The sequence below is a fragment of the Tritonibacter horizontis genome, assembly GCF_001518015.1.
Taxonomy (GTDB): domain Bacteria; phylum Pseudomonadota; class Alphaproteobacteria; order Rhodobacterales; family Rhodobacteraceae; genus Epibacterium; species Epibacterium horizontis.
On sequence record NZ_LPUY01000088.1, the window covers coordinates 30,131 to 52,772 of the forward strand.

At 60.3% G+C, this 22,642-nt stretch carries 18 protein-coding genes and 1 tRNA gene; 10 read left to right on the forward strand and 9 right to left on the reverse strand.

Annotated elements, in window-relative coordinates:
- Window positions 1-133: 133 nt before the first annotated feature.
- The gene (locus tag TRIHO_RS16990; RefSeq protein WP_068246415.1) at window positions 134-979 is read right to left on the reverse strand and encodes a flagellin N-terminal helical domain-containing protein; all 846 of its coding nucleotides are present in this window, start codon (window positions 977-979) and stop codon (window positions 134-136) included.
- A gap of 750 nt (window positions 980-1,729) precedes the next feature.
- Here TRIHO_RS16990 and TRIHO_RS17000 point away from each other — a divergent pair.
- The gene (locus tag TRIHO_RS17000; RefSeq protein ID WP_068246419.1) at window positions 1,730-2,197 is read left to right on the forward strand and encodes a lytic transglycosylase domain-containing protein; all 468 of its coding nucleotides are present in this window, start codon (window positions 1,730-1,732) and stop codon (window positions 2,195-2,197) included.
- A gap of 149 nt (window positions 2,198-2,346) precedes the next feature.
- Entirely contained in the window at window positions 2,347-4,305 is a 1,959-nt protein-coding gene (locus TRIHO_RS17005; RefSeq protein WP_068246421.1) for a bifunctional 2',3'-cyclic-nucleotide 2'-phosphodiesterase/3'-nucleotidase, read from the forward strand.
- Between the two features lie 192 nt (window positions 4,306-4,497).
- Here the strand turns inward: TRIHO_RS17005 and tig are convergent, their stop codons facing one another.
- The 5 genes from tig to TRIHO_RS17030 all read right to left on the reverse strand — a co-directional run bounded on the left by tig (window position 4,498) and on the right by TRIHO_RS17030 (window position 10,423).
- Entirely contained in the window at window positions 4,498-5,829 is a 1,332-nt protein-coding gene (tig, locus tag TRIHO_RS17010) for a trigger factor (RefSeq protein WP_068246510.1), read from the reverse strand.
- Between the two features lie 301 nt (window positions 5,830-6,130).
- Window positions 6,131-7,246 carry a porin gene (locus TRIHO_RS17015; protein WP_068246425.1) on the reverse strand — a complete coding sequence of 372 codons (1,116 nt, stop codon included), beginning with the start codon at window positions 7,244-7,246 and terminating at the stop codon, window positions 6,131-6,133.
- A gap of 357 nt (window positions 7,247-7,603) precedes the next feature.
- Entirely contained in the window at window positions 7,604-7,984 is a 381-nt protein-coding gene (locus TRIHO_RS17020) for a response regulator (RefSeq protein WP_068246426.1), read from the reverse strand.
- Between the two features lie 342 nt (window positions 7,985-8,326).
- The gene (locus tag TRIHO_RS17025; RefSeq protein WP_068246427.1) at window positions 8,327-10,114 is read right to left on the reverse strand and encodes an ATP-binding protein; all 1,788 of its coding nucleotides are present in this window, start codon (window positions 10,112-10,114) and stop codon (window positions 8,327-8,329) included.
- A gap of 224 nt (window positions 10,115-10,338) precedes the next feature.
- Window positions 10,339-10,423, reverse strand: a tRNA-Leu gene (locus TRIHO_RS17030).
- 198 nt (window positions 10,424-10,621) lie between these two features.
- Here TRIHO_RS17030 and TRIHO_RS17035 point away from each other — a divergent pair.
- The 6 genes from TRIHO_RS17035 to TRIHO_RS17060 all read left to right on the forward strand — a co-directional run bounded on the left by TRIHO_RS17035 (window position 10,622) and on the right by TRIHO_RS17060 (window position 17,202).
- On the forward strand, window positions 10,622-11,140 hold the full coding sequence (locus tag TRIHO_RS17035) for a Hint domain-containing protein (RefSeq protein WP_068246429.1): 519 nt from the start codon (window positions 10,622-10,624) through the stop codon (window positions 11,138-11,140).
- Between the two features lie 471 nt (window positions 11,141-11,611).
- Window positions 11,612-11,950, forward strand: coding sequence for a P-II family nitrogen regulator (locus TRIHO_RS17040; RefSeq protein ID WP_068246431.1), 339 nt, complete (start codon window positions 11,612-11,614; stop codon window positions 11,948-11,950).
- A gap of 47 nt (window positions 11,951-11,997) precedes the next feature.
- Window positions 11,998-13,404, forward strand: a complete 1,407-nt coding sequence (glnA, locus tag TRIHO_RS17045) for a type I glutamate--ammonia ligase (protein WP_068246434.1) — start codon at window positions 11,998-12,000, stop codon at window positions 13,402-13,404.
- A 386-nt stretch (window positions 13,405-13,790) separates the two neighbouring features.
- On the forward strand, window positions 13,791-15,047 hold the full coding sequence (locus TRIHO_RS17050; RefSeq protein ID WP_068246437.1) for an Hsp70 family protein: 1,257 nt from the start codon (window positions 13,791-13,793) through the stop codon (window positions 15,045-15,047).
- Between the two features lie 85 nt (window positions 15,048-15,132).
- Complete coding sequence (locus TRIHO_RS17055; protein ID WP_068246440.1) at window positions 15,133-15,948, forward strand: lytic murein transglycosylase; 816 nt, start codon at window positions 15,133-15,135, stop codon at window positions 15,946-15,948.
- A gap of 285 nt (window positions 15,949-16,233) precedes the next feature.
- On the forward strand, window positions 16,234-17,202 hold the full coding sequence (locus TRIHO_RS17060; protein ID WP_068246513.1) for a hypothetical protein: 969 nt from the start codon (window positions 16,234-16,236) through the stop codon (window positions 17,200-17,202).
- A 137-nt stretch (window positions 17,203-17,339) separates the two neighbouring features.
- On the opposite strand, the gene TRIHO_RS17065 is transcribed toward TRIHO_RS17060, so the two are convergent.
- From TRIHO_RS17065 to TRIHO_RS17075, 3 genes are read right to left on the reverse strand one after another with little or no spacing between them, the layout of a single operon-like run.
- On the reverse strand, window positions 17,340-18,095 hold the full coding sequence (locus TRIHO_RS17065; RefSeq protein WP_068246516.1) for a heme-dependent oxidative N-demethylase family protein: 756 nt from the start codon (window positions 18,093-18,095) through the stop codon (window positions 17,340-17,342).
- Window positions 18,096-18,144: 49 nt separating this feature from the next.
- Window positions 18,145-19,101: an endonuclease/exonuclease/phosphatase family protein gene (locus tag TRIHO_RS17070; RefSeq protein WP_232367820.1), complete on the reverse strand. Its 957-nt coding sequence runs from the start codon at window positions 19,099-19,101 to the stop codon at window positions 18,145-18,147.
- Window positions 19,098-19,649 carry an NUDIX hydrolase gene (locus TRIHO_RS17075; protein WP_068246442.1) on the reverse strand — a complete coding sequence of 184 codons (552 nt, stop codon included), beginning with the start codon at window positions 19,647-19,649 and terminating at the stop codon, window positions 19,098-19,100. The genes TRIHO_RS17070 and TRIHO_RS17075 overlap by 4 nt, the downstream gene beginning before the upstream one ends.
- Before the next feature lie 115 nt (window positions 19,650-19,764).
- On the opposite strand from TRIHO_RS17075, the gene TRIHO_RS17080 reads away from it, so the two are divergent.
- Window positions 19,765-21,018 carry a bifunctional alpha/beta hydrolase/OsmC family protein gene (locus tag TRIHO_RS17080; RefSeq protein WP_068246444.1) on the forward strand — a complete coding sequence of 418 codons (1,254 nt, stop codon included), beginning with the start codon at window positions 19,765-19,767 and terminating at the stop codon, window positions 21,016-21,018.
- Window positions 21,019-21,169: 151 nt separating this feature from the next.
- A complete protein-coding gene (gene purB, locus TRIHO_RS17085; RefSeq protein ID WP_068246524.1) occupies window positions 21,170-22,474 on the forward strand; it encodes an adenylosuccinate lyase in 1,305 nt (434 codons plus the stop codon).
- Window positions 22,475-22,642 lie beyond the last annotated feature (168 nt).

Sequence of the window (22,642 nt, forward strand, 5' to 3'; positions counted from 1 at the left end):
ACAGTGCCGGTCTGAAGGTCGCCTGCCTAACGATCTAAAAACGCGTTTGAAATCAGAAAGGTCACTTTATTGACGAACGAAATCGCCGGCCCCCAAGGGGCCGACGACAAAATCAGATCCGTCTAGAACGGTCTTATCGGAACAGTTGCAGCAGCGAACTGGGCGCTTCGTTCGCAATCGTCAGCGACTGCGTTGCCAGATCTTGCTGGGTTTGCAGGGCTGAAAGGCGCGCCGAGGCTTCTTCCATATTGGTGTCCGTCATCGTCGACACACCCAGAGACATGGAGTCCACCAATTCCGCGACAAACTTGGACTGATCTTCCAGTCGTGCAGCATCCGCACCCAGCGCCGCGGCACCAGTGATCGCAGTCTGCAGGAAGGTCTCGATATCTTCCAGCGCCGAGGCAGCGCTGTCTGTATCGGTGATCGACGTAAGATCAGACGCCAGATCCAGGCTGGATTCAAACCCGACGGCGTCGATGCTGATTTCAACCGCTGTCACGGTGCCGCCTGCGCCTTCACGGTCAAGCGATGCCAGAACGCCGAGCGAGGACTCGGTGCCATCAACCGTGTCTTTCAACAGGTTTGCACCGTTGAACTGGGCTGCGGAGATGATCGCTTCGACCTGTTCGACCTTGGAGTCAATGTCGGTCTGGATCGTCGCGTGATCCACGTTCTCGGACTGAGCGGAAACGATCAGTTCCTTGATTTCGGTCAGTTTTTCAACGATCTGCTCGGCGCCGGCAGATGCAACGGCAACAGTCGCTTCGCCCATGGCGAGGCCTTCTTCGATGGCTTCAAAGCCAGCAATGTCGGATTCCATGGTCTTGGAAATCGCCCAAACCGCAGAATTGTCTTTGGCGGATCCGATTTCTTTACCAGTCGAAATGCTGGTCTGTGTATCGTTCAGTTCGTCGTTGACGTTCTTGAGGGTCTGCAGAGCGACCATTGCGCCGTTGTTTGTCAAAATGCTGGACATAGAGCACCTATCTTGGATTTAGGGTGGTATTTTGTATCCACCCCTATTCAGGTTGTCCCGTTACACGGGGGCGAGTGGTCCCGTCCTAAACCTGCATCCCACCTCCCGGTGTCAGCGCCATCCGTCACCAGATGCACCGTTACATTGCCATAAAATCACTTACTCAAACCTTAATCAGCAACGGCCGGTTTCCTACAATTTTAACACTCCTGAATGAATTCCTAATCGACGAAAAATCTACAAAAACTTCGGTTGTCATTGTCAAAAATGCTATGTTTTCATCTTCTCCACTGGGCACCGGGCGCAGCTATGACTTGAGCGAGACATTTATTGCATTCTTGATGATGAGGTTCCGAAAATGACCGTTTCCCACTTTATTCTGACCTTGGCGGCGCTTGGTGTTCTGTCGAGCTGTGGACCGTCCTATGTCCAAAAGGCACGTGCCCAAGGCGCGACCTATCCGCTTGTTACGGCCAGCTCAGCTGCGGCCGGATGCGCAGCAGATACAGGCCAAGCGGGACAAACCTATCGGGAAGCCGCGCTGGGGCCCTGCGCCAGCCGGGTCCAGAGCGGCCAATAAGGCAAGCGTGAATTCCATGCTGCCGTCGACCAAACAGGCCGGCAGATGCGCCGATTTCAGCGCAATCCGGCGCGGATCGGCGAACCTCCGCGCTTGGCTGATCGAAAGACTTGCCGAAATGCGATGCGTGACTAACCTGCAGGCAGCGAAACAGGTCCGAGATCCAAACCATGCACCGTCGTCACTTTTTGTGCGCCTTGGCGGCTTTTTCCCTCAACTCCGTGGCAGGCTGTGCCAGTACCGAAAAGGTCAGTCGCACCTACAGCCCGCCCCTCTTTCCAAATGAGACTCCGGAGCTGCGGAAAAAAATCAACTACTGGGCCGATCATTACGAAGTACCGCGCAGCCTCGTTCACCGGCTGGCGATCCGTGAAAGCACCCATCGCCCCTGGGCCACCAACCGTCCCTATTACGGATTGTTGCAGATCCTGCCGGCCACCGCGCAATCCATGGGCTTCGACGGCACACCAGACGATCTGCTCGATGCCGATACCAATCTGAAATATGCGGTGCGCTACCTCCGAGGGGCCTGGATGCTGGCGGATGGCAGCCAGGACCGGGCGGTCAAACATTATTCACGCGGCTATTACTACGAAGCGAAACGGCGCGGCATGCTGCGAGAGACTGGTTTGCGATAGCGTAAATCCCCGTCGCTTGATTCCTGTTTTTGTGTAAACTGACCAAATGGTCACAAATGGACCTTTTGCAATACGGTCGTCACATGACGGGGCTACCCCTCAGGGTCGGGGCCCCATCCCGGGACAGCCATCATTTTCAGGAGTAGAACATGCCCATCCAGCTTGATCGTCGGTCATTTCTTGCAGGCAGCGCCGGTCTGATCGCGTTGCATCCGTTTTCCGTTCAGGCCGCCGCCGGTCAGGTCCATTTGCGCCTGATGGAAACAACCGACCTGCACGTGCATGTGTTTCCCTACGACTATTATGGCGACAAGCCGGTAGACACCGTTGGTCTGGCCCGCACGGCATCGCTGGTGAACGACATCCGCGCCGAGGCGACCAACTCCTTGCTGCTGGACAACGGCGATTTCCTGCAAGGCAACCCGATGGGCGATTACATCGCCTACGAACGGGGCATGAAGGAAGGCGACCAGCACCCTGTCATCACGGCGATGAACACGGTTGGGTTTGATGCATCGACCCTGGGCAACCACGAATTCAACTATGGCATTTCCTTTTTGATGAAATCGCTGGCCGGAGCCGGCTTCCCGGTGGTTTGCGCCAATGTCGCCAAGGAGACCGGCGCGTCGCCGCGCGAGGATGAAACCCTGCTGCCGCCCTATGTTCTGCTGGACCGCGAACTGACCGATGGCGCAGGCAACCGTCATCCGATCAAGATTGGCCTCATAGGCTTTGTGCCGCCGCAAGTCATGAACTGGGACCGCAAGCATCTGGAAGGCAACGTGCAGGCGCGTGATATCGTCGAATGCGCCCGGGCCTATGTGCCGGAGATGAAAGAAAAAGGTGCCGATATCATCATCGCCCTGTCCCATTCCGGCATCGGCTCGGCCAATGAAACCGATGGGATGGAGAACGCCGCCGTGCCACTGGCAGCTGTCGAGGGCATCGACGCGATCATGACCGGGCACAGCCATCTGGTGTTTCCCTCCTCCACCTATGCGGATTTTGCCGGTGTCGACGCCGAGGCCGGTACCATCCACGGCACGCCCGCTGTCATGGGCGGGTATTGGGGCAGCCACATGGGGCTGATCGACCTGATGCTGGAGCGCGACGGGGCCGGTTGGCGCGTCGTGGGGCATGCCGCTGAAGCGCGTCCGATTTCCCAACGCAACGAAGACCGCTCGGTGACCGCATTGGTCGAAAGCGATCAGAGCGTGCTGGATGCCGTGCAGGCCGAACACGATGCCACTCTGGCCTACGTGCGCCGCGCAGTGGGGGAAACAGACGCCCCGTTGCACAGCTATTTCGCGCTGGTCGCCGATGATCCATCCGTGCAGATCGTGTCGATCGCGCAGACCTGGTACATCGAACAGATGATGAAGGGCACCGCCCATGAGGGGCTGCCGATCCTGTCGGCTGCGGCGCCGTTCAAGGCGGGCGGGCGCGGTGGCCCGGACTATTACACTGACGTGCCCGTCGGCGCGGTGGCGATCAAGAACGTCGCTGACCTCTACCTTTATCCCAACACCGTGCGCGCGGTGCGGGTCACCGGGCAGCAGGTGAAGGATTGGCTGGAACGCTCTGCCGGCATGTTCAATCAGGTGGAGCCCGGCGCGGCCGACCAGGTGCTGCTGAACCCGGAGTTCCCAAGCTATAACTTCGATGTGATCGACGGCGTGACCTATCAGATCGACCTCAGCCAGCCGTCGATGTTCGACCCCAAGGGGGAGTTGATCCACCCCGAGGCGAACCGGATCGTCAACCTGGAATTCAACGGTGCGCCGATTGATCCGGCGCAGGAGTTCATTATCGCCACCAACAACTATCGCGCAGGCGGCGGCGGCAGCTTCCCCGGTGCCAAGGGCGATACCATCGTATTTGAAGGGCCCGACACCAACCGCGATGTGATCGTGCGCTATATCGTCGAACAGGGCACCATCAGCCCCAAGGCAGATGGCAACTGGCGTTTTGCAGCCCTGCCCGGCACCTCGGTTCTGTTTGATACCGGACCGAAGGCATCAAACTATGTCGACAGCGTGCCCGGCGTCACCATCAGCCCGGCCGGTGATGGACCGGATGGGTTTGCGCGGTTCAAGATCGAATTGTAACCCACTGCATCCCAGCAGCAATTCACGAGAAACGACAAGGCCGCGCAGCAACGCTGACGCGGCCTTTTTGCCCCCTGCGACGCTCCCGTTTTCGACCGTGCCGCTGCACAATGACCCGGCTGTCACGCAAAAGACCGCCCCGAGGGGCGGCCTTTTTCAAACCTCACTGGACAGCACCGCTGCCCGCGGGTCTTATTCTTCTTCGAGGGCTTCGACAGCCTTCTGCAGGTCCTCTTTGGACACTTCTTTTTCGGTCACATTGGCCTTTTCAAAGACCAGGTCGATGACCTTGTCTTCAAAAATCGGCGCCCGCAGCTGCTGCTGCATCTGCGCGTTCTGCTGGATGAACTCAAAGAACTGACGTTCCTGGCCAGGGTACTGGCGCGCCTGCTGCATGATCGCCTGGGTCATTTCCTGGTCGGTCACTTCGATTTCGGCTTTCTGACCCATTTCGGCCAGCAGCAGCCCCAGACGCACGCGGCGCTCGGCCAGCTTGTTGTGTTCGTCCGTGGTTTCGATTTCGGGGTGATCGTGACCCTTCACTTCGGGGTTTTCTTCATGCCACAGCTGGTGGGCAATCTGCTTGGCCTCGGCTTCGAGCAACGACGGCGGCAGGTCGAAGGAGACCAGATCGGCCAGGGCGTCGAGCGCGGCACGCTTCATCACCTGACGGGCGGCACCGGCATATTCCGCTTCCAGACGCTCGGAGATCTGACCTTTCAGCTGGTCCAGATCTTCGGCGCCGAATTTCTTGGCCAGCTCGTCATTGATCTCGGCCGCCTTGGGGGCTTTGATTTCCTTGACGGTGCAGGAGAAGACGGCCTCTTTACCGGCCAGGTTTTCAGCGCCGTATTCTTCGGGGAAGGTCACGGTCACGTCTTTTTCGTCGCCGGCCTTCACGCCAACCAGCTGCTCTTCGAAGCCGGGGATGAAGGAGTTGGAGCCGAGTGTCAGCGGGTAATCTTCGGCGGATCCGCCGTCAAAGGCCTCGCCGTCGACCTTGCCGACGAAATCAATCACAACCTGATCGCCATCCTCGGACGCGGCACCGTCTTCACGGGCTTCAAAGTCCTGAGCGGAGGCCGCGAGGTTTTCAAGCGCTTCGGTCACGGCTTCGTCTTCGGCCTTGACGATCAGCTTGTCCAGGGTGACGCCGGACACGTCAACTTCGGGGATCTCGGGCAGCGCTTCATAGGTCATCTCGACCTGGACGTCGTCGCCTTCTTTCCAGTCTTCGTTGGTCATTTTGACGTCGGGCTGCATCGCGGGGCGGTCGCCGGACTCTTCAAAGTGCTTGCTCATCGCACCGTCAACAGCTTCCTGCATCACTTCGCCCATCAGGCGCGCGCCGAACTGCTTTTTCAAGAGCGGCATCGGAACTTTACCCTTGCGGAAGCCCTTCATCTCGATTTCGGGCTGCGCTTCGGCCAGTTTGATCTGGACCTTCTGTTCCAGCTCAGTCGCCGGAATCGTGATTGCGTAGCCGCGCTTCAGACCTTCGTTCAGAGTCTCAGTAACCTGCATCATATTCCCCATAGAGATTCGGGGCGCGCGCGCAGGCTCCGCCCCCAGACAATTTGTGGCCTTCTATTGGCCGGCGACGCGCGGTGCAAGGGGCATTGACCCGGAACCGCCCAACTAGGTGCGCAAAGGCAAGGTTTATCGGTCTGCGCCGGGCGGATCACGGGGTTTGCCCCGACCACCCTGCCCCGTCAGACAGCAAACGCCCCCGGAAGAAAATCCCGGAGGCGTTGCCGAATTGGACGGACGCGTGGTCGATCAGGTCACGAGGTAAAAACCGAACCGACCCACTGCCCCGCCGAATTTAGAACTTCCAGCGCGCCCCTGCGAGGATCGCCTGGCCGTCCTGATAGGTGGTCGCGGTGTCGTCGTAGGAATACTCACGATAGGCGACGTAGGCTTCGAGGTTCTGTTTGTCGAACTTCTGCACCGCAGCAATGCCAAAGGATTCTGCGGTATCGCCGACGGAGGCCATGTCGGACCCGTCATAGTAATCCATCGAGAAGGAGGTCTTGCCCGCCGCGATCAAGGAGGCGGTATAGCCGACCTTGACGAAACCATAGTTGCCGCCGGTGTCCCGATCGCCGCCTGCGACGCTCAGTGACAGACCTGTTGGTTCATGCAGAACCGCAGCCGAGGCAATGGTATCGCGCCGTTCGGCACCGGATCGGTCGGTCCAGTTCACAGCAACCGCGCCTTCAACCGTGAAATCACCGAGGTCGTCGTTGGCATAGTTCAGCGCGATGTCATATTGCTCGGTATCGGCGTTTTCGGTCAGGATGTCCTCACCATAGGACGCAGAAATGGTGAAGCCTGCGAATTCCGGCGAGTCGTAGCGGATGCGGCCGCGACGGGAGCCATCAAAGGTGGCGAAAACGTCGCCCACTTCGACCCCTGTCAATGCGCCCGCCGCGTCGCGCAGGAAGTATCCCCCAGCGGCATCGGCAACGGAGGCATTGGCCGCCACACCGGTGCCGGACAGATCGATCCCGGTGGCGCCATCAGCCGCCATCGAGCCCTGACCGATGGAGAAGACGCCAGACCGCGGGGTGTGCCATTGCAGGTCAACATGGCGCAGGTCGCTCCGGGTCCAGTCGGTCACGTCGCCCTGGTCGTTCTGGTTGACGCCATCGGTGCCGCGCAGGGACAGAGAGGTCTCGAACCGGAACTTCAGCGTGTTCTCGCCAAAGGGCTGCTCGACCCAGAACCCCAGCCGGGATCCGGAGTTGGCATTGTCGAGCAGGCGGCTGAAATCTTCCTCGCCGTCATCATAGGACTGGAAGGTTGGGTTTACCTGGCCGTACCACTGAAACGAGCCACCATTTTCGGAGGTATAGGTCGGACCCGCCGATGCGGGCGCCGCGAGGACGGTTGTCAAGGCAAGCGCGCTGGCGCCCGCCGCAATCATTTTGGTGCTCATGATATGAGTGCTCCTAAGTCATTTGCAGGCCGGCCATCCTCCATCCCCGGATCCGACCTGTCGGAGAGCTAACATGTAAGAATTTCAGGAACAGGTCTTGAAAACCGGCGAAACTAAACGGGTCAGTTCACATTTGTGAACCGCCTGCACAAACAGCATTTTTCCGCCAGTACGGGTCCGGAACACGGTATTCGAGACGAAAATTTCAACCGCCAAAGTTTGCAAATTTCAACATGTTGCCATGTGGTTTTTGCAAGTCTCCGCGCCCAATCCGCCGCCGAGGCCAGAATCAACGCCCCGCCCGCTCCGCTTCATCTGCCTTGCCAGAGCGCGACGCGCGCCGTAGGAAACGGCGGCCTACATCAGGGAGCGCAGAAATTCTGACGGAACCGGTTTTTCACAGAAGTCGGTGACGACCGGATGGCGATAGGCGCGCTCCGCATCGACCTGCGCCATCGAGGACGAACAGATAAAAAGCCGCGTCGGATTGGACAGGTCAGGATAGAGTTTCTGATAGGCGTCGGCAAATTCGAACCCGCTGAGACGGGGCATGTTGATATCGACAAAGACGCAATCCAACTGCGACCGCCCCTGCTGCGTCAGGTATCCCAAAGCGTCCTCAGCATAGCAAAACTCGACAAGTTCTGCCCCGGCATCCACCTTGCGCAGGCTGCGCTTGAAGAAATAGCGATCCGCGTCGCAATCATCCACCAGCAGGATTTTGAACGGTTTTGTCATATTTGGCGCCCGGAATGCATGGTCGCGCGGACCGAAGTCGCGGAGTCCGTCACAGCCACTGTGAACGCATCGCCCATATTCACACACATCCTAACGCTAGACCGAAGGCCTGGAACACCAATTACCAGCCCATATTTATTCACAGACGGTAAATAGTTCGGAAACATCGCCGCTTCCTTTGCACCTAATGCGAGAGTTCCCCTGTTCAACGCCGATTTCAGCCGGGCCGAGAGGGCCCGCCGCGCGGCCCCGGACCGCCGGTCAGTTTTCCATGCGACATCAAGGGGCAGACGCGGACTCCAGTTTCAATTTTACGGGTTTCGTCAATTTTTCCCCACGCGTTCAGGCCGCATCCTTTTGGGTGGCGAACCTGATCGCTTCGGCCAGCTTTGTCGCATTGATCGGCTTGGCAATATAGGTGCACATGCCAGAGGTCAGGCCAAGGTCGATGTCTTCCTGGCTGTAGTTCGCTGACAGGCCGATGATCTTGACCGGGGGAATGGCATTTTCCATCTCCAGCTTCTTGATCTGGCGCGTCGCTTCCAGCCCGTCCGTCTTGGGCATCCGGATATCCATCAACACGATGTCGGGTTTCCAGGTCTGGATCGCGGTCATCGCCTCCTGCGCGCACATAGCGGACTGGATGTCGACGCCCATCTTGTTGAGCACTCGCTCGGCCACCAGAACATTGACCCGATTGTCATCGACGATCAGCACCTTGAGGTCCTCCGCGATGAAATGCGCCGGAACAACGGCTGTGTCTTGGGGCGCTTCGGCCGCTTCGACCGGGAAACAGAACCGGAAACAGGTCCCGACGCCGGCCTCGCTTTCGACGTCGATCTCCCCGCCCAGAGCCTGGGCAATGTTCTGCGAGATCGACAGCCCAAGGCCAGATCCACCGTAATCCTTGATGATCTCGTCATTGGCCTGCTGGAATTGCAGGAACACTTTGGAGATGTCCTGTTTCGAAATCCCGATCCCGGTATCAACAACGGAAAGGGAGACATCATAGTGCGACCCGACGCGCCTTGTCTCCAGGATCACGCTGACGGACCCGACATGGGTGAATTTGACCGCATTGCTCACCAGGTTGGTCACAACCTGGCGGATCTGGCTGCTGCGGCTTCGGATCCAGACGGGGTCGGCATTGGCGTCGTCCTGAAACCGGACGTCGATCCCCTTGTTGCGCCCCTCAGAGCCGAACAGCGCAACGATATCCCGGCACAGGTCGGTCAGGCAGAAGACTTCTTTCTCGTCCGCTTCGCCCATCACCTCCCCGCGCGAGGTCCCAAGGATATTGTTCAGCAGTTGTAGCAGCGCATGGCCGCTCTTGTTCACCAACTGGATCGTCGCCTTCTGGTCATTGGTCAAATTCGTGTCGCTCAGCGTTTCGGTCAGCCCAATGATGCCGTTCAGCGGCGTCCTGATTTCGTGGCTCATCAAGGCCAGGAACATGGTCTTGGAGCGCGACGCGGCCTCGGCCTTGTCCTTCTCGCTCTGAAGCTGCTGATGCGCCGCAACAACCGACCGTTCCATCGGCAAGTAGACCAGGCGCACTGCAATCCCCGCCCCGATCCCAAAAAAGATCAGCGACCCAATGATATAGAGATACGGATGCGTCCGGGTGGCGCGAAAAGAATTGGCTTCCTGCTGCCAGATCTCCGTATAGAGCGGCAGCAGGGCATTGGTTTTCTCAATCGCCATTTCGGCGATCTTGACCATTGTCCGTTTGGTATTGTTGTTTTGCCGCTCGTTCAGCATCCGCCCAAAGTGCAGCACCTGTTTGAATTCCGAGATCGGGTTCTGCTGCGCCCGCTCCAGCAGGCTTGCGGTCAGCTCGGAAAATCCGTCGCTCTTCTGCGCCGCTTCCAGCAGTTTGAGCGCATTTTCAGCCGTATGCGCCGCACTTCGTATTCTGCGGTGCGCCAGATAGGCCTCCTCAGGCTGCGGGTTTTGCACCAGCACCTCAAACGCGGTCGACAATTCGGTCAGCGACGTCAGCGCCATATCAAGGGCGGCGAGGTTTTTGCCAAACGCACGTTCCGCGTTTTTGCCCACAAGGGTTCCCAATGTTGACAGAACGGCAAACAGAAAAAGAAAGGACAGCGCCAGCAAAATACGCTTTCGCATGTAAGATTTTGAAATGGAATGATCCGTCACGTAAATTCCTCGTCGGCGAGACACGACCTTTTACGTAGTATTTGCTGGAAGTTAAGGATGCTTGAACGCCCCGGCCCAAAACGCGCCGCCCCGTGACGGCCTGCAGCGCGCGCAGGCAGCGGAACCGGACAGCGCGGCACCCGCGGCGGCCACAGCCACCAAAAACCGGTTGATCTGTGATCTACACGGAAAAGTGGTGCGGGTGGAGGGACTTGAACCCCCACGCCTTGCGGCGCCAGAACCTAAATCTGGTGCGTCTACCAATTTCGCCACACCCGCACGACCATCGGGAATTCCCCGATGTGAGGCCGCTGATTAGCAGAGCTTTTTGAGGGATGCGAGAGGAATTTGCACCTTCCGGCAGCAATTTCAGCGCGTCCCGGCGCCGCGCCCCCACCAGCCCCCACAGCCAGGCCTTCTTTCGCCACATTCCTGTCGCACAAAGCGCCCGTCGGGTTTTATCACCGGAGAGCGCCCATGTCCTACCACCGCCCCCACACACCGCCGCCCAAAGGCGATAGTGGCCTGTGTCCGCAGACACGCGGCCTTGCCCCCCTCAGCGGCATGGTCGCCGGAACCGATGTTCTGACCCGCGCTGGGTTTCGCAAGGTGGACGAGCTAGGCCCCGGCGCAGACGTCATCACCCGCGACCGGGGGCTTTGCCCGGTCACCGCGGTGACGCATGTCTCCGGTCGCAGCCGCATGGTGCATTTTTCCAAATCCGCGCTTGGCGACGCCGCACCACAGGCGGGGATCACATTGCCCGCGCATCACCTTGTGCTGGTGCGGGACTGGCGGGCGGAGGCGATGTTCGGAAAACATGAGGCCCGCGTGCAAGCGGCCGCTCTGATAGATGACGCCTACATAACTGACGCGGGAATGCAGGAGGTGACCTGCCTGCAACTGTGGCTGCGCCACCCCGCCATTCTCTACGCGCGCGGGTTGGAACTCTTCTCCGCCCATGAGTTCGACAGCCAGCTCCGCCCCCAAGTCTGACAACACCGACGACCAGGGAGCCACCCGCCAGCCCCCATACCGACGCAAGCACAGTCCACCGGGGCGGAGCCAACCGCCCCCCCCTTCATCTTTTCCCAAATACCTCGGGGGGGCGGCCGCAGGCCGGGGGCAGCGCCCCCTCACCGGACAACTTCAGCGGTATCCAGCCCAATGTCTTGCGCGATACGACAGCGCCCGACGCCCCACTCCTCCCGCCATGCGGTCGGACCAGGCAGCATTCCTGTCCCGAATGCATCCTTTTCAATCACTCGGCCCGCAGCGATTGCCTGATTTTCAGACCTCACGGCAGATGGCGATTCAGTTTCGCCTATTTTTTAACCTCATCGCCCAAACTTTAGTCACAGGGTTGGGAAACACCTCCCACTGCCCCGGTCCCCCTCAGCTTTCACGTTGTGACCTTTAGTTGAAAATGATCTGACCTTCGTCAACAAGGTTGCGAGGAGCCCCGACATGAAAAAGATCGAAGCCATCATCAAGCCGTTCAAACTGGACGAGGTGAAGGAAGCGCTGCAGGACGTTGGCGTGCAAGGGCTCTCAGTCATTGAGGTGAAAGGCTTTGGCCGCCAGAAGGGTCACACCGAACTTTACCGCGGTGCGGAATATGTCGTCGACTTTCTGCCCAAGGTCAAAGTCGAGGTGGTTCTGGATGACGACCAGGTCGACGCCGCCATCGAAGCGATCGTCGCCGCCGCAAAAACTGACAAGATCGGCGATGGCAAGATTTTTGTCAGCCCCGTAGAACAGGCCATCCGGATCCGCACCGGCGAATCCGGCTCTGACGCGCTGTAAACAAACCACCAAAAACACCAAAGCTTTTTGACGGAGGAAAACTTCAAATGAGCAAGGACGCAGTTCTTAAGCTGATCAAGGATGAAGAGGCGGAATACGTCGACATCCGCTTCACCGACCCACGTGGCAAACTGCAGCACGTGACCCTGATGTCCGATCAAGTCGACGAAGACTTCCTCGACGAAGGCTTCATGTTCGACGGGTCCTCGATCGCCGGCTGGAAATCCATCGAAGCCTCCGACATGAAACTGATCCCCGATACCAATTCGGCCTATGTGGATCCTTTCTACGCGGAAAAAACTGTCTGCATTCATTGCTCTGTTGTCGAACCCGACACCGGTGAAGCCTATGACCGCGACCCGCGCGGCACCGCCGAAAAAGCCGAAGCCTACCTCAAGGCGACCGGGATCGGCGATGTGGCCTACATGGGCCCCGAAGCGGAATTCTTCCTCTTTGACGATGTGCGTTTCTCCAACTCCATCAACAAAGTGTCCTATGAGGTCGATGCAACCGACGCCTCCTGGAACACCGATGCGGAATTCGAAACCGGCAACATGGGCCACCGTCCCGGCGTCAAGGGCGGCTACTTCCCGGTCAACCCCGTCGACGAAGCCCAGGACCTGCGCTCCGAGATGCTCTCCACCATGAAGCGTCTGGGCATGAAGGTCGACAAGCACCACCACGAGGTGGCGTCCTGTCAGCACGAACTGGGCCTGATCTTTGACAGCCTGACCAAACAGGCCGACGAGCTGCAGAAATACAAATACGTGATCCACAACGTGGCCCACGCTTACGGCAAATCCGCCACCTTCATGCCCAAGCCGATTGCCGGCGACAACGGTACCGGCATGCATGTGAACATGTCGATCTGGAAAGACGGCAAGCCGCTGTTTGCAGGCGACAAATACGCGGATCTGAGCCAGGAAGCGCTGTATTTCATCGGCGGCATCCTGAAGCATGCCAAGACGCTGAACGCCTTCACCAACCCGGCCACCAACTCCTACAAGCGTCTGATCCCGGGCTTCGAAGCCCCCGTTCTGCGCGCGTATTCCGCCCGCAACCGTTCTGGCTGCGTGCGTATTCCATGGACCGAATCCCCGAAGGCAAAACGCGTCGAAGCGCGCTTCCCCGATCCGGCGGCAAACCCCTATCTGGCGTTCGCAGCCCTGCTGATGGCCGGCCTTGACGGCATCAAGAACAAGATCGATCCGGGCGAAGCCATGGACAAGAACCTCTATGACCTGCCCGCAGAAGAGCTGGCCGGCATCCCCACAGTCTGTGGCTCGCTGCGCGAAGCTCTGGAATGCCTGGCGGCAGACCACGACTTCCTGCTGCAGGGCGACGTGTTCACCAAAGGCCAGATCGAGGGCTATATCGAGCTCAAGATGGAAGAGGTCGAAACCTACGAGCACACGCCTCACCCGGTTGAATACGGCATGTACTACAGCTGCTAATCCCGGCTTGGTTGTGAACGACAAAGAGCGCCCCAATCGGGCGCTCTTTTTTCGTTCGGCATCTCTGGTCGTCTCAAGGGGCCTGGCCGCGCGCCCCTCGTTGCCGTGGTGCATCGCTTGTCCGCTCTCGCGTGCCCAACGTGCCGTTCAATTTTATTGACTGTTCAGTCAACTACCTCTATCCTCTTTTTGTCCGGGGGCCGCGCTTGCCCCCACCAGGATCAACACCTTCTCCGCATTTGGTTGTCTGCGTGATGACCACGCTGCGGCAGGGCGTCTCGCCTCCCAGTGGGCGCCCTTTTTTTCCCCACAGGTCAGATCCCGGTTGAGCGGTTTTCGCGCATGTTGTAGGGCTGCCAGCCTTGTAAAGCGCGAGAGATGGCCCAATGCCCCGACCCCAGACCCTTGGCATCGATTTTGGAACTTCGAACTCTGCCGCCGGGGTGACCGTGGCCGACCGACCTTGGCTTGTCGAACTGGAGCCGGGCGAAACCACGCTGCCAACAGCAATCTTTTTCGACAGTGACACCAAACAGATGCGGATTGGCCGCAGCGCGACGCGCGCCCTGGTCGAAGGGGACGAGGGCCGTTTCATGCGCGCCCTCAAAAGCCTGCTCGGAACACCGCTGCTGTATGAGAAACGCCGACTGGGCGGCGTGATGATGGATTTCACCGATGTGATCGCGCATTTCCTGCGCGAGGTGAAAACACGGGCCGAAACGGCAACCCGGCTGGAATTCAGCCACGCGCTGTCAGGGCGCCCGGTCAAGTTTCACTCCAAGGATGAGGCCCGCAACGCCCGCGCCGAAGAGGATCTGCGGGCCTGCTATCTCAAGGCGGGGTTCGCGGATGTGCGATTTCTCAACGAACCCGAAGCGGCACTGCGCGCGGCCCGGCCACATCCCGGCATAGGTCTTGTGGTGGACATCGGCGGCGGGACCTCGGATTTCACCTGTTTTGAACAGACCGCAACCGGCGGCAGCACGATCCTGGCCAGCCACGGCCTGCGTCTGGGGGGCACCGATTTCGACCGCCAGATCAGCATCGACCATGTGATGCCGCACTTGGGCCGTGGGGCGATGATCCGCAACAGCTTTGGCAGTGGCACCCTGCCCGCCCCCAGTCGGATGTTCAACGATCTGGCGACCTGGGCGATGATCCCGTTTCTTTATAGCGCCGACAGCCGTCGCGCGGCCCAAGACCTGGCGCGCAACGCCGAAGATCCGACGCAATTGACCCGTTTGGTGCGGGTGCTGGACGAGGAACTGGGCCATGATCTCGCCTTTGCCACCGAGGCGGGCAAGATCCGGGCGAATTCCAATGGCCCGCACGGCGAAGCTGCAATGATTGACCTCCGGCTGATCGACCCTGGACTGGCGGCCCCCCTGACCGGCACCGCGCTGAACCAGACCCTGGCCGCCATGGTCGACGACATCCGCGCCGAAGCGGCAGAGACCCTGCGGCTGGCAAATATTGCCCCTGATGCCGTGGACCGGTGCGTCATGGTCGGTGGCTCCGCGCTGTTGTCGGCCGTCAGGGACGCAATGCAGACCCTTTGCCCGAATGCAGAGATAGAGACCGAGCGCGCGATGACGGCCGTTGCCGACGGGCTTGCCCTTGCGGCACAGGATGCGGTGTTCTGAACGGGTTTCCCCCTAAAAAGGGGATGATCCGCGCCTGCAGTTCTGCGTAGATTGGAAAACAACACCCTGTTGTTCGAGGTTCCCCATGCGCTTTTTCCGCCCAGCTGGCATATGTTTTCTGACCTGCCTTGCCGTTCTGGCAATCCCCACGACAAGCGACGCCGCCAGTTGCGGCAATACCGCCGCCGGGTTTGAGGCCTGGAAGTCCGACTTCGCCCGCACGGCAATACGCGCCGGTGTACGCCAATCGGGGCTTCAGGCGCTGGCCAATGCCCGCTACGCAACCGGCACCATCAGCGCGGATCGCAACCAGAAGAGCTTTCGATACACGCTGGAAAAATTCATGCAGATCCGTGGCGCCAACACCATTGTCGCCCAGGGCCGCAAACGAAAGGCCCGCAACGCCGAGTTCTTTGCCGCACTCGAGAAAAAATATGGTGTGCCTGCCGGTCTCCTGATTGCCATTCATGGCATGGAAACCGCCTTTGGCAGCTATATGGGCGACAGTCAGGTTGTCTCGGCGATTGTCACGCTGACCTATGACTGCCGCCGTGCGGCGTTCTTTGAACCCCATGCAATCGGGGCGCTGAAACTTGTCGATCAGGGCGCCATCACCTCAAATACCCGCGGCGCCAAACATGGGGAACTGGGCCATACCCAGTTCCTGCCCGGCAACGCGCTGGCCTATGGGCAGGACTGGAACCGCGACGGGCGGGTGGATTTCTATGACATGGGGGATGCGCTGGCTTCGACTGCGCATTTTCTGCGCAAGAAAGGGTGGAAGCCCGGACGCGGCTACCAACCGGGTGACGCGAACTACGAGGTGCTCAAACAGTGGAATGCCGCCACCGTTTATCAGCAATCGCTTGCCATTATGGGGCGTCAGATCGACGGATCCTGAGGCGCGACTCCGCCAAAAACAATCAACACCGCATCAGGAAGATTGTAACAGCTGAGGCATCAATATGGCCACGGCGCGCCCATCTTTGGCCCCAATCCAAGGACCTGAACGCCAGCAAGGCGATTTAATCTATTGAATTTTAATATATTTTTATTTGCCTTGTTTCGCCCGGATGGAGATCTCGCGACGTAGATAAAACCGCCAGCTCTGTCAAACTTTCCGCTCTTTCAAATTTTATCTTGTTTGTGAACGCAATCGAAAGAGGATTTCACGGTGCTGGATCAGATGACACAGAATGTGTCCGCGACCACGTTTCGCGGCAGACTGGGATTTGCGACGCGCGATGAAACAGCGCTGGCAACGGCGTCGACCAGCGTGGTGGGCACACTCGAAGACTACGGCCATGAGGTCGACCAGTTCCAAGCCCGGCGCGCGCATCGGATCCTGTTGGAATGCGATCACTATATGATCGAGCTGCGCCACCGCCGCAGCCCCTCGCCCATGCGCCAGTTGAACGGCACCGCTTGCCGAAGCGAGCTGGACGTGATTTTCAAGCCGCGCTTCCCCGAAAAAACAGATGAGGAATTGACCGAGCTGTTGTTGGCCCGCGTTCTGCACAGGCTGCTGACGCAGCTTGATGCGACCACGGTGGAATGGCTCGACACTGCGGTTGTGCTTGATCGCGCCGCCTTCCTCGCGGTTTTTGCACCAGAGGCCGACGATATCGCCGCAGATATCCAGATCCCGGTCGATCGGGACGGCGCACGACCGGTTGGACGGCGTGACCCGCGTCGCGCGCGACCGGTTCTGGCCTTTGACAGCTATGCCGCACGGATGGAAATCCCCCTGTTGCAAGGCGAAATTCTGGACGGGGACGACGCGCCCCACCAACGGGCCGAACAGAACCGTGCGCCCGTCTCGCCCTTTGCACCGGTGGAGGAAACCCTCGGTGCCATCACCATCGAATGCGACCGCATCATCGAGCGGCGCAAAACGGCGACTCCAGGCCAGTTTTCCGGCGCCTATCAGAAAATGTCCGGGCTTATTGCACGGCCCAATTGGACCGCGAACGTGGTTTCGGCCTGGGCGCTCACCGCGATCCTCGCGATTTTTGCCCTGCCGCTGGGCGTGACCGCCGCGGCTGTCAACCTTGTCCGGGGAGGCGATATTCGCTTTAGCGTTCAGATGATGGGGGTGCTGACTCTCTTGATGTTCCTGCAATCGTCAGAGCTGGTCCACGCCGCCCTGCGGTAGTTGCCCGCTGACAAAAGCCGCGGGATCGGCGCCACGCCGCACAGCCCCGCTCCTCCAAATCCCGCTTTTCCAAATCCCGCGTATTCAATGACCCAGGCCCCAACAAAAAAGGGGCACGGGATTTTCATCCCCGGGGGTCAGTGCCCGCCCCATTGCGCCAGGACATCCTGCCGCCGCATCACCGTTGTGTGGATCGAAAACACCACCGCACGTGTGTGGGGCAAGCGATAGATGGATTGCAATTCGCTGCGCAGGAAATGCTGGGTGTCAGGGGTTGAGGTGGGCCGGGGGTCGGCCTCGCGGCGGGGTTGGTGCAGGCTGGGGTCCGCGTACCACAGGGCATTGATCCGCCACAACGGTCGCCCTGGCTGGACACCATCAAACAATCGCTGCACCCGTCGGGCCACATCGCCTGTGTACGACGACACCGGGTTGTGGATCGCGACAAGTGGCTTTTGAAACTTCTCCGCAAGGGTCCAGCTGGCGGGAAAGCACAACACCGCTGCGGTCAGAACATGCTCGGCAGCACCCTCTGGCTTTTGCAGCAGACACAGATCCTGTTGCACCAGACGGCCCAGCGTCACCATCGGGGCGTCGCGGTCCAGCGGGACGATCTGACCATCGGGGCGGTGGACCTGTTCCGCAGCGCCCGAAACGCCATACCGAAGCGCCATCACCAGATCCAACAGCTCTTGCGCCGCCTCCTGCGCTGCCGGATCGGCCCGCAACACATCGTCGCGGGCGGTCGCCAACAGCCGGTCCCGCGCGGCCATCTGGGCGGCAAATGCGGTGTCGAACTCAAGCCATGCCTCCGGGTTCAGCGGCTGTATCCCGGGAAGCCGCTGGGGGATCAGTGGGTTATAGGGGATGGAGGTCTGGAGAATCTCAGTCATGGAGCAGATCCTTAGCAGCTGCATCACCCTGATGCACGAACGTACAGTTTCACTGCGCTGGTGCCAGTGGGGACAGTTGCGCCAGAACCCCATGATGGTCGGAATTGAATTTCGGCATCACGGTAATATCGCCCCAGCCGTTGGGGGCGAGCACATGATCAATCCCGACTGAGTAGTCGACGACCGGCAGGTCGAAGGTGCCCACATAGGGACCAACGCGCGCCATGCCGCCGGCCGCAGCGATCTGGCCAACCGCTGTCGACCACGCCACCGCGTTGAAATCGCCGGCCAGCACCATCGGGCCCTGCAATGCCCCAAGCTGCGCCACGGTTTCTGCCACTTTGACCTCCTGCCCGTAGGGCCAGGGCCACGGCAGGTGCAGCGCCGCCAGCCAGACAGGGCCCTGATCGGTCCGCACCTGCAACGCCGCCAGCCCAAGGTCGGGCTGGCACGGCAGCCGCGCGATAACATCCCAGTCGCGGGCCAGCACGGCCACGCCACCGGTTTGGCGAAAGGGACAGAACTGCTGCACCGGGTAGTGCGCCTGCAGCGCCGTCAGCACGGTCTTGTTGCGCGCGGAGACCTCCTCCAGCGTCACAACATCCGGCTGCAACTCCAGGATCGTTTTGACCAGCGCAGCGTTGCCACCGTTCTTGTAGAGCATGTTCTGCTGGTAGAGCGTCAGCCCCTCGCCTGCCGGCCCGGCGCGCAGAGCGCGATCCGCGCCAGGACTGTGCCCAAACCAATTCACCAACAGCGCAAACGTCGCCACAAGCCCTGCAAGCGCCGCCACCGGCGCCTGTCGCAGAACAAAGGCAAAGATCATGGCGATGCCCGCGAAGGGCACCCGAAACACCGCAAGACTGTCGCCGGCAGGGTGCAGCCCACCGAGGTATCCGGCCACAAGGCAGAACAGCGCCAACCCCAGGATCACCCAGCACAGGCGCCGCAGCACGGCAATCACCTGTTTTGTCGCCGCAGCAGAAGTCACAGTCGGAAATGTCACAGGCCCAACCGTTCCCGCCACAGGGGCAATTTACGGGCTACGACCCGCACGCTGTCCGCTCCCGTGAACCGATCCAGCTCTGACAGAGGCACCCAGGCCAGCGCATGCGACTCCGCACTCGCCCGCGCCTCGCCCCGCTCTGCCACAAACAGGTAGCGCACATCGTGGTGAAGATGCGCCGGCGCATTGGCGGTCGCGGGGATTTCATGAATGTCCACATCAAAAACGTCGGGCGTCAACAACCGAAGACGCGACAGGCCGCTTTCCTCATAGGCTTCTTTCTGGGCGACGAAACATGCGTCCATGATCCCATCGCAATGTCCCCCCAACTGCAACCACCGGTCCAGTTTGGCATGATGGGTCAGCAAGACCGATGTCAGATCCGACGACAGCACAAAGGCAGATCCGGTGACATGGCCGGTCGTGGGATCGCGGTCAAAGGCCAACGGCTGGTCATGGCAAAAGCGCGCCAGACGGTGCCACATCTGCCGGTCGCGCCCGTCCAGCGGCTGGAACCGCCCGATGCCGTTGATCTGCTCGACCTCCATGTGACGCTCCTTCACCTTCCCGTGACGCCTGCCACCGCAGCCTTGTCGTGCCCCGCCCATCCGCACAGTTTAGAAAGATCGCCCCGCAAAAGCCAAGCCTTGGAAAGCCCGTCTTATGCCCACAGAACGTCTCACCTTTTCTGGTCACGCCGGGCATCAGCTGGCGGCCCGGCTCGACCTGCCGACCGGCCCGGTCCTGGCCACCGCCCTTTTTGCCCATTGCTTCACCTGTTCCAAGGACATCCCCGCCGCTCGGCGGATTGCCGCGCGTCTGTCGGCGATGGGCATTGCGGTCTTGCGCTTTGATTTCACCGGGCTTGGCCATTCCGAGGGGGAATTTGCCAATACCAGTTTCAGCTCCAACGTTCAGGACCTGATTGCCGCGGCGCGGGAACTGGCCAGCCGCAACATGGCTCCGGATCTGCTCATCGGGCATTCGCTTGGCGGTGCGGCAGTACTGCGCGCCCGTGCCGGCATTCCCTCGACCAAGGCAGTCGTGACCCTTGGCGCGCCGTTTGACCCCGGTCACGTGGCCCATCATTTCGACCATGCGCTGGCCGCCATCCAGCGCGACGGTCAGGCCGAAGTCACGCTGGGTGGACGGCCCTTTGTGATCGGGCGGGACTTTGTCGACGACATCGGCCAGGTCGAATTGGCCACCGCTATTGCGGATTTGAACGCTGCACTCCTGGTCCTGCACGCACCGCGCGACGATACTGTTGGCATCGACCAGGCTGCCGAGATTTTTCAGGCCGCGCGCCACCCCAAGAGCTTTGTCACCCTCGATGATGCGGACCACCTGATCACCGATGCGAGGGATGCGGAATATGCCGCCGAGGTCATTGCCACCTGGGCCACCCGCTATGTGGAGATGAAACCGCCGGCCCCGCCCCCCGGCGCCCCCGAGGGGGTCATCCGGGTCACCGAAGCTGACCGCGACGGATTTCTTCAGGATGTTCAGAACGGCCCGTTTCACCATCTTCTCGCGGATGAGCCAGAAGCCTATGGTGGCAACAATCGCGGTCTGTCTCCTTATGGTTTTCTGGCGGCCGGACTTGGCGCCTGCACGTCGATGACGCTGCGGATGTATGCCCGCCGCAAGGGCTGGCCACTGGAGACGATCAGCGTCGAGGTCTGCCATGACAAGGTCCACGCCCAGGATGCCATTCCCTCCGGGCCCGCGATGATTGACCGCTTCATGCGGGTGATCCAGTTGCGCGGCCCCCTGGATCAGGGTCAGCGCGACAAGCTGCTGGAAATCGCAGATAAATGCCCGGTGCACCGGACCCTGGAACAGAGCGCCCGCGTCGACACCCGCATTGAAACCGCGCCCGACGCACCAGACCTCTTCGTCGACCCCTCGGGCTAGACCACGGGAAAGCCGCGCAGACCGGTCCACGCGCGCCGCGCACAACGCCCGGGGGCTGACCCTGCCTGCGGCCCTCCTCTTGCCGTTTGTCCCGGTGTCGCTTATGACGCCGGATATCTGCCGCGCAAATCTGACAGAGGTGCATTCGCCTATGATCCCCCGCTATTCCCGCCCCGACATGGTTGCCATCTGGTCACCCGAGAGCAAGTTCCGCATCTGGTACGAGATCGAAGCCCATGCCTGCGACGCCATGGCCAACCTCGGCGTGATCCCGCGCGAAAACGCAGACGCGGTCTGGAAAGCCAAGGACGTGGAATTCGACGTCGCTCGCATCGACGAGATCGAAGCCGTGACCAAACATGACGTCATCGCCTTTCTGACCCATCTGGCCGAACATGTCGGCAGTGACGAGGCGCGCTTCGTGCACCAGGGGATGACGTCTTCGGATGTCCTGGATACCTGTTTCAACGTGCAACTGGTGCGCGCCAGCGACCTGCTGCTGGTTGGCGTGGACAAATTGCTTGCGGCGCTGAAAAAGCGCGCGCTGGAGCATAAGGACACCGTCCGCGTCGGGCGCAGCCACGGCATCCACGCCGAACCGACCACCATGGGCCTGACCTTTGCGCGGTTCTACGCCGAGATGGACCGCAACCGGGCCCGTCTGGTCGCCGCGCGCGCGGAAATCGCCACCGGCGCCATTTCTGGCGCGGTTGGCACCTTTGCCAATATCGATCCAGCGGTCGAAGAACATGTTTGCGCCCAGCTCGGCCTGACGCCGGAGCCGATCTCCACCCAGGTGATCCCGCGCGACCGTCACGCCATGTTCTTTGCCACCCTCGGCGTGATCGCCTCGTCGATCGAAAACATCGCGGTCGAAATCCGCCACATGCAGCGCACCGAAGTGCTGGAAGGCGCGGAGTTTTTCTCCATGGGCCAAAAAGGCTCCTCCGCGATGCCACACAAGAAAAATCCGGTGCTGACCGAGAACCTGACCGGTCTGGCGCGTCTGGTCCGCATGTCCGTGATCCCGGCGATGGAAAACGTCGCCCTCTGGCACGAGCGGGATATCTCGCATTCCTCGGTCGAGCGCGCGATTGGTCCGGATACCACCGTGACGCTGGATTTCGCCCTGCATCGTCTGGCCGGCGTGATCGACAAAATGCTGGTTTACCCGCAGAACATGCTCGACAATATGAACAAATTCCCCGGTCTGGTGATGTCCCAGCGCGTCTTGCTGGCCCTGACACAGGCGGGTGTCAGCCGCGAGGACGCCTATTCCATGGTACAGCGCAATGCGCTCAAGGTTTGGGAGGAGCGGCTCGATTTCCGCGAATTGCTGCTGGCCGACGGCGAGGTGGTCGCCGCTTTGGGCGAGGATGGCATCAACGAGAAATTCGACATGGGCTATCACACCAAACATGTCGATACGATCTTCAAACGTGTGTTCGGCGACTGACCTCTCCCGACGGAGATGACCCGGCTGGCATCAACCGGCGGAAAAGTACCCCCATGGCCTCGCCTCTTTTGGCGGGGCCATTTTTGTCAGACCCGTCAACAGCGGCAAAGCCGGTGATCACGGTTTCGTGAATGAAGAGTTTGCGCCCCTGCCGTGTTTTCATCGTAG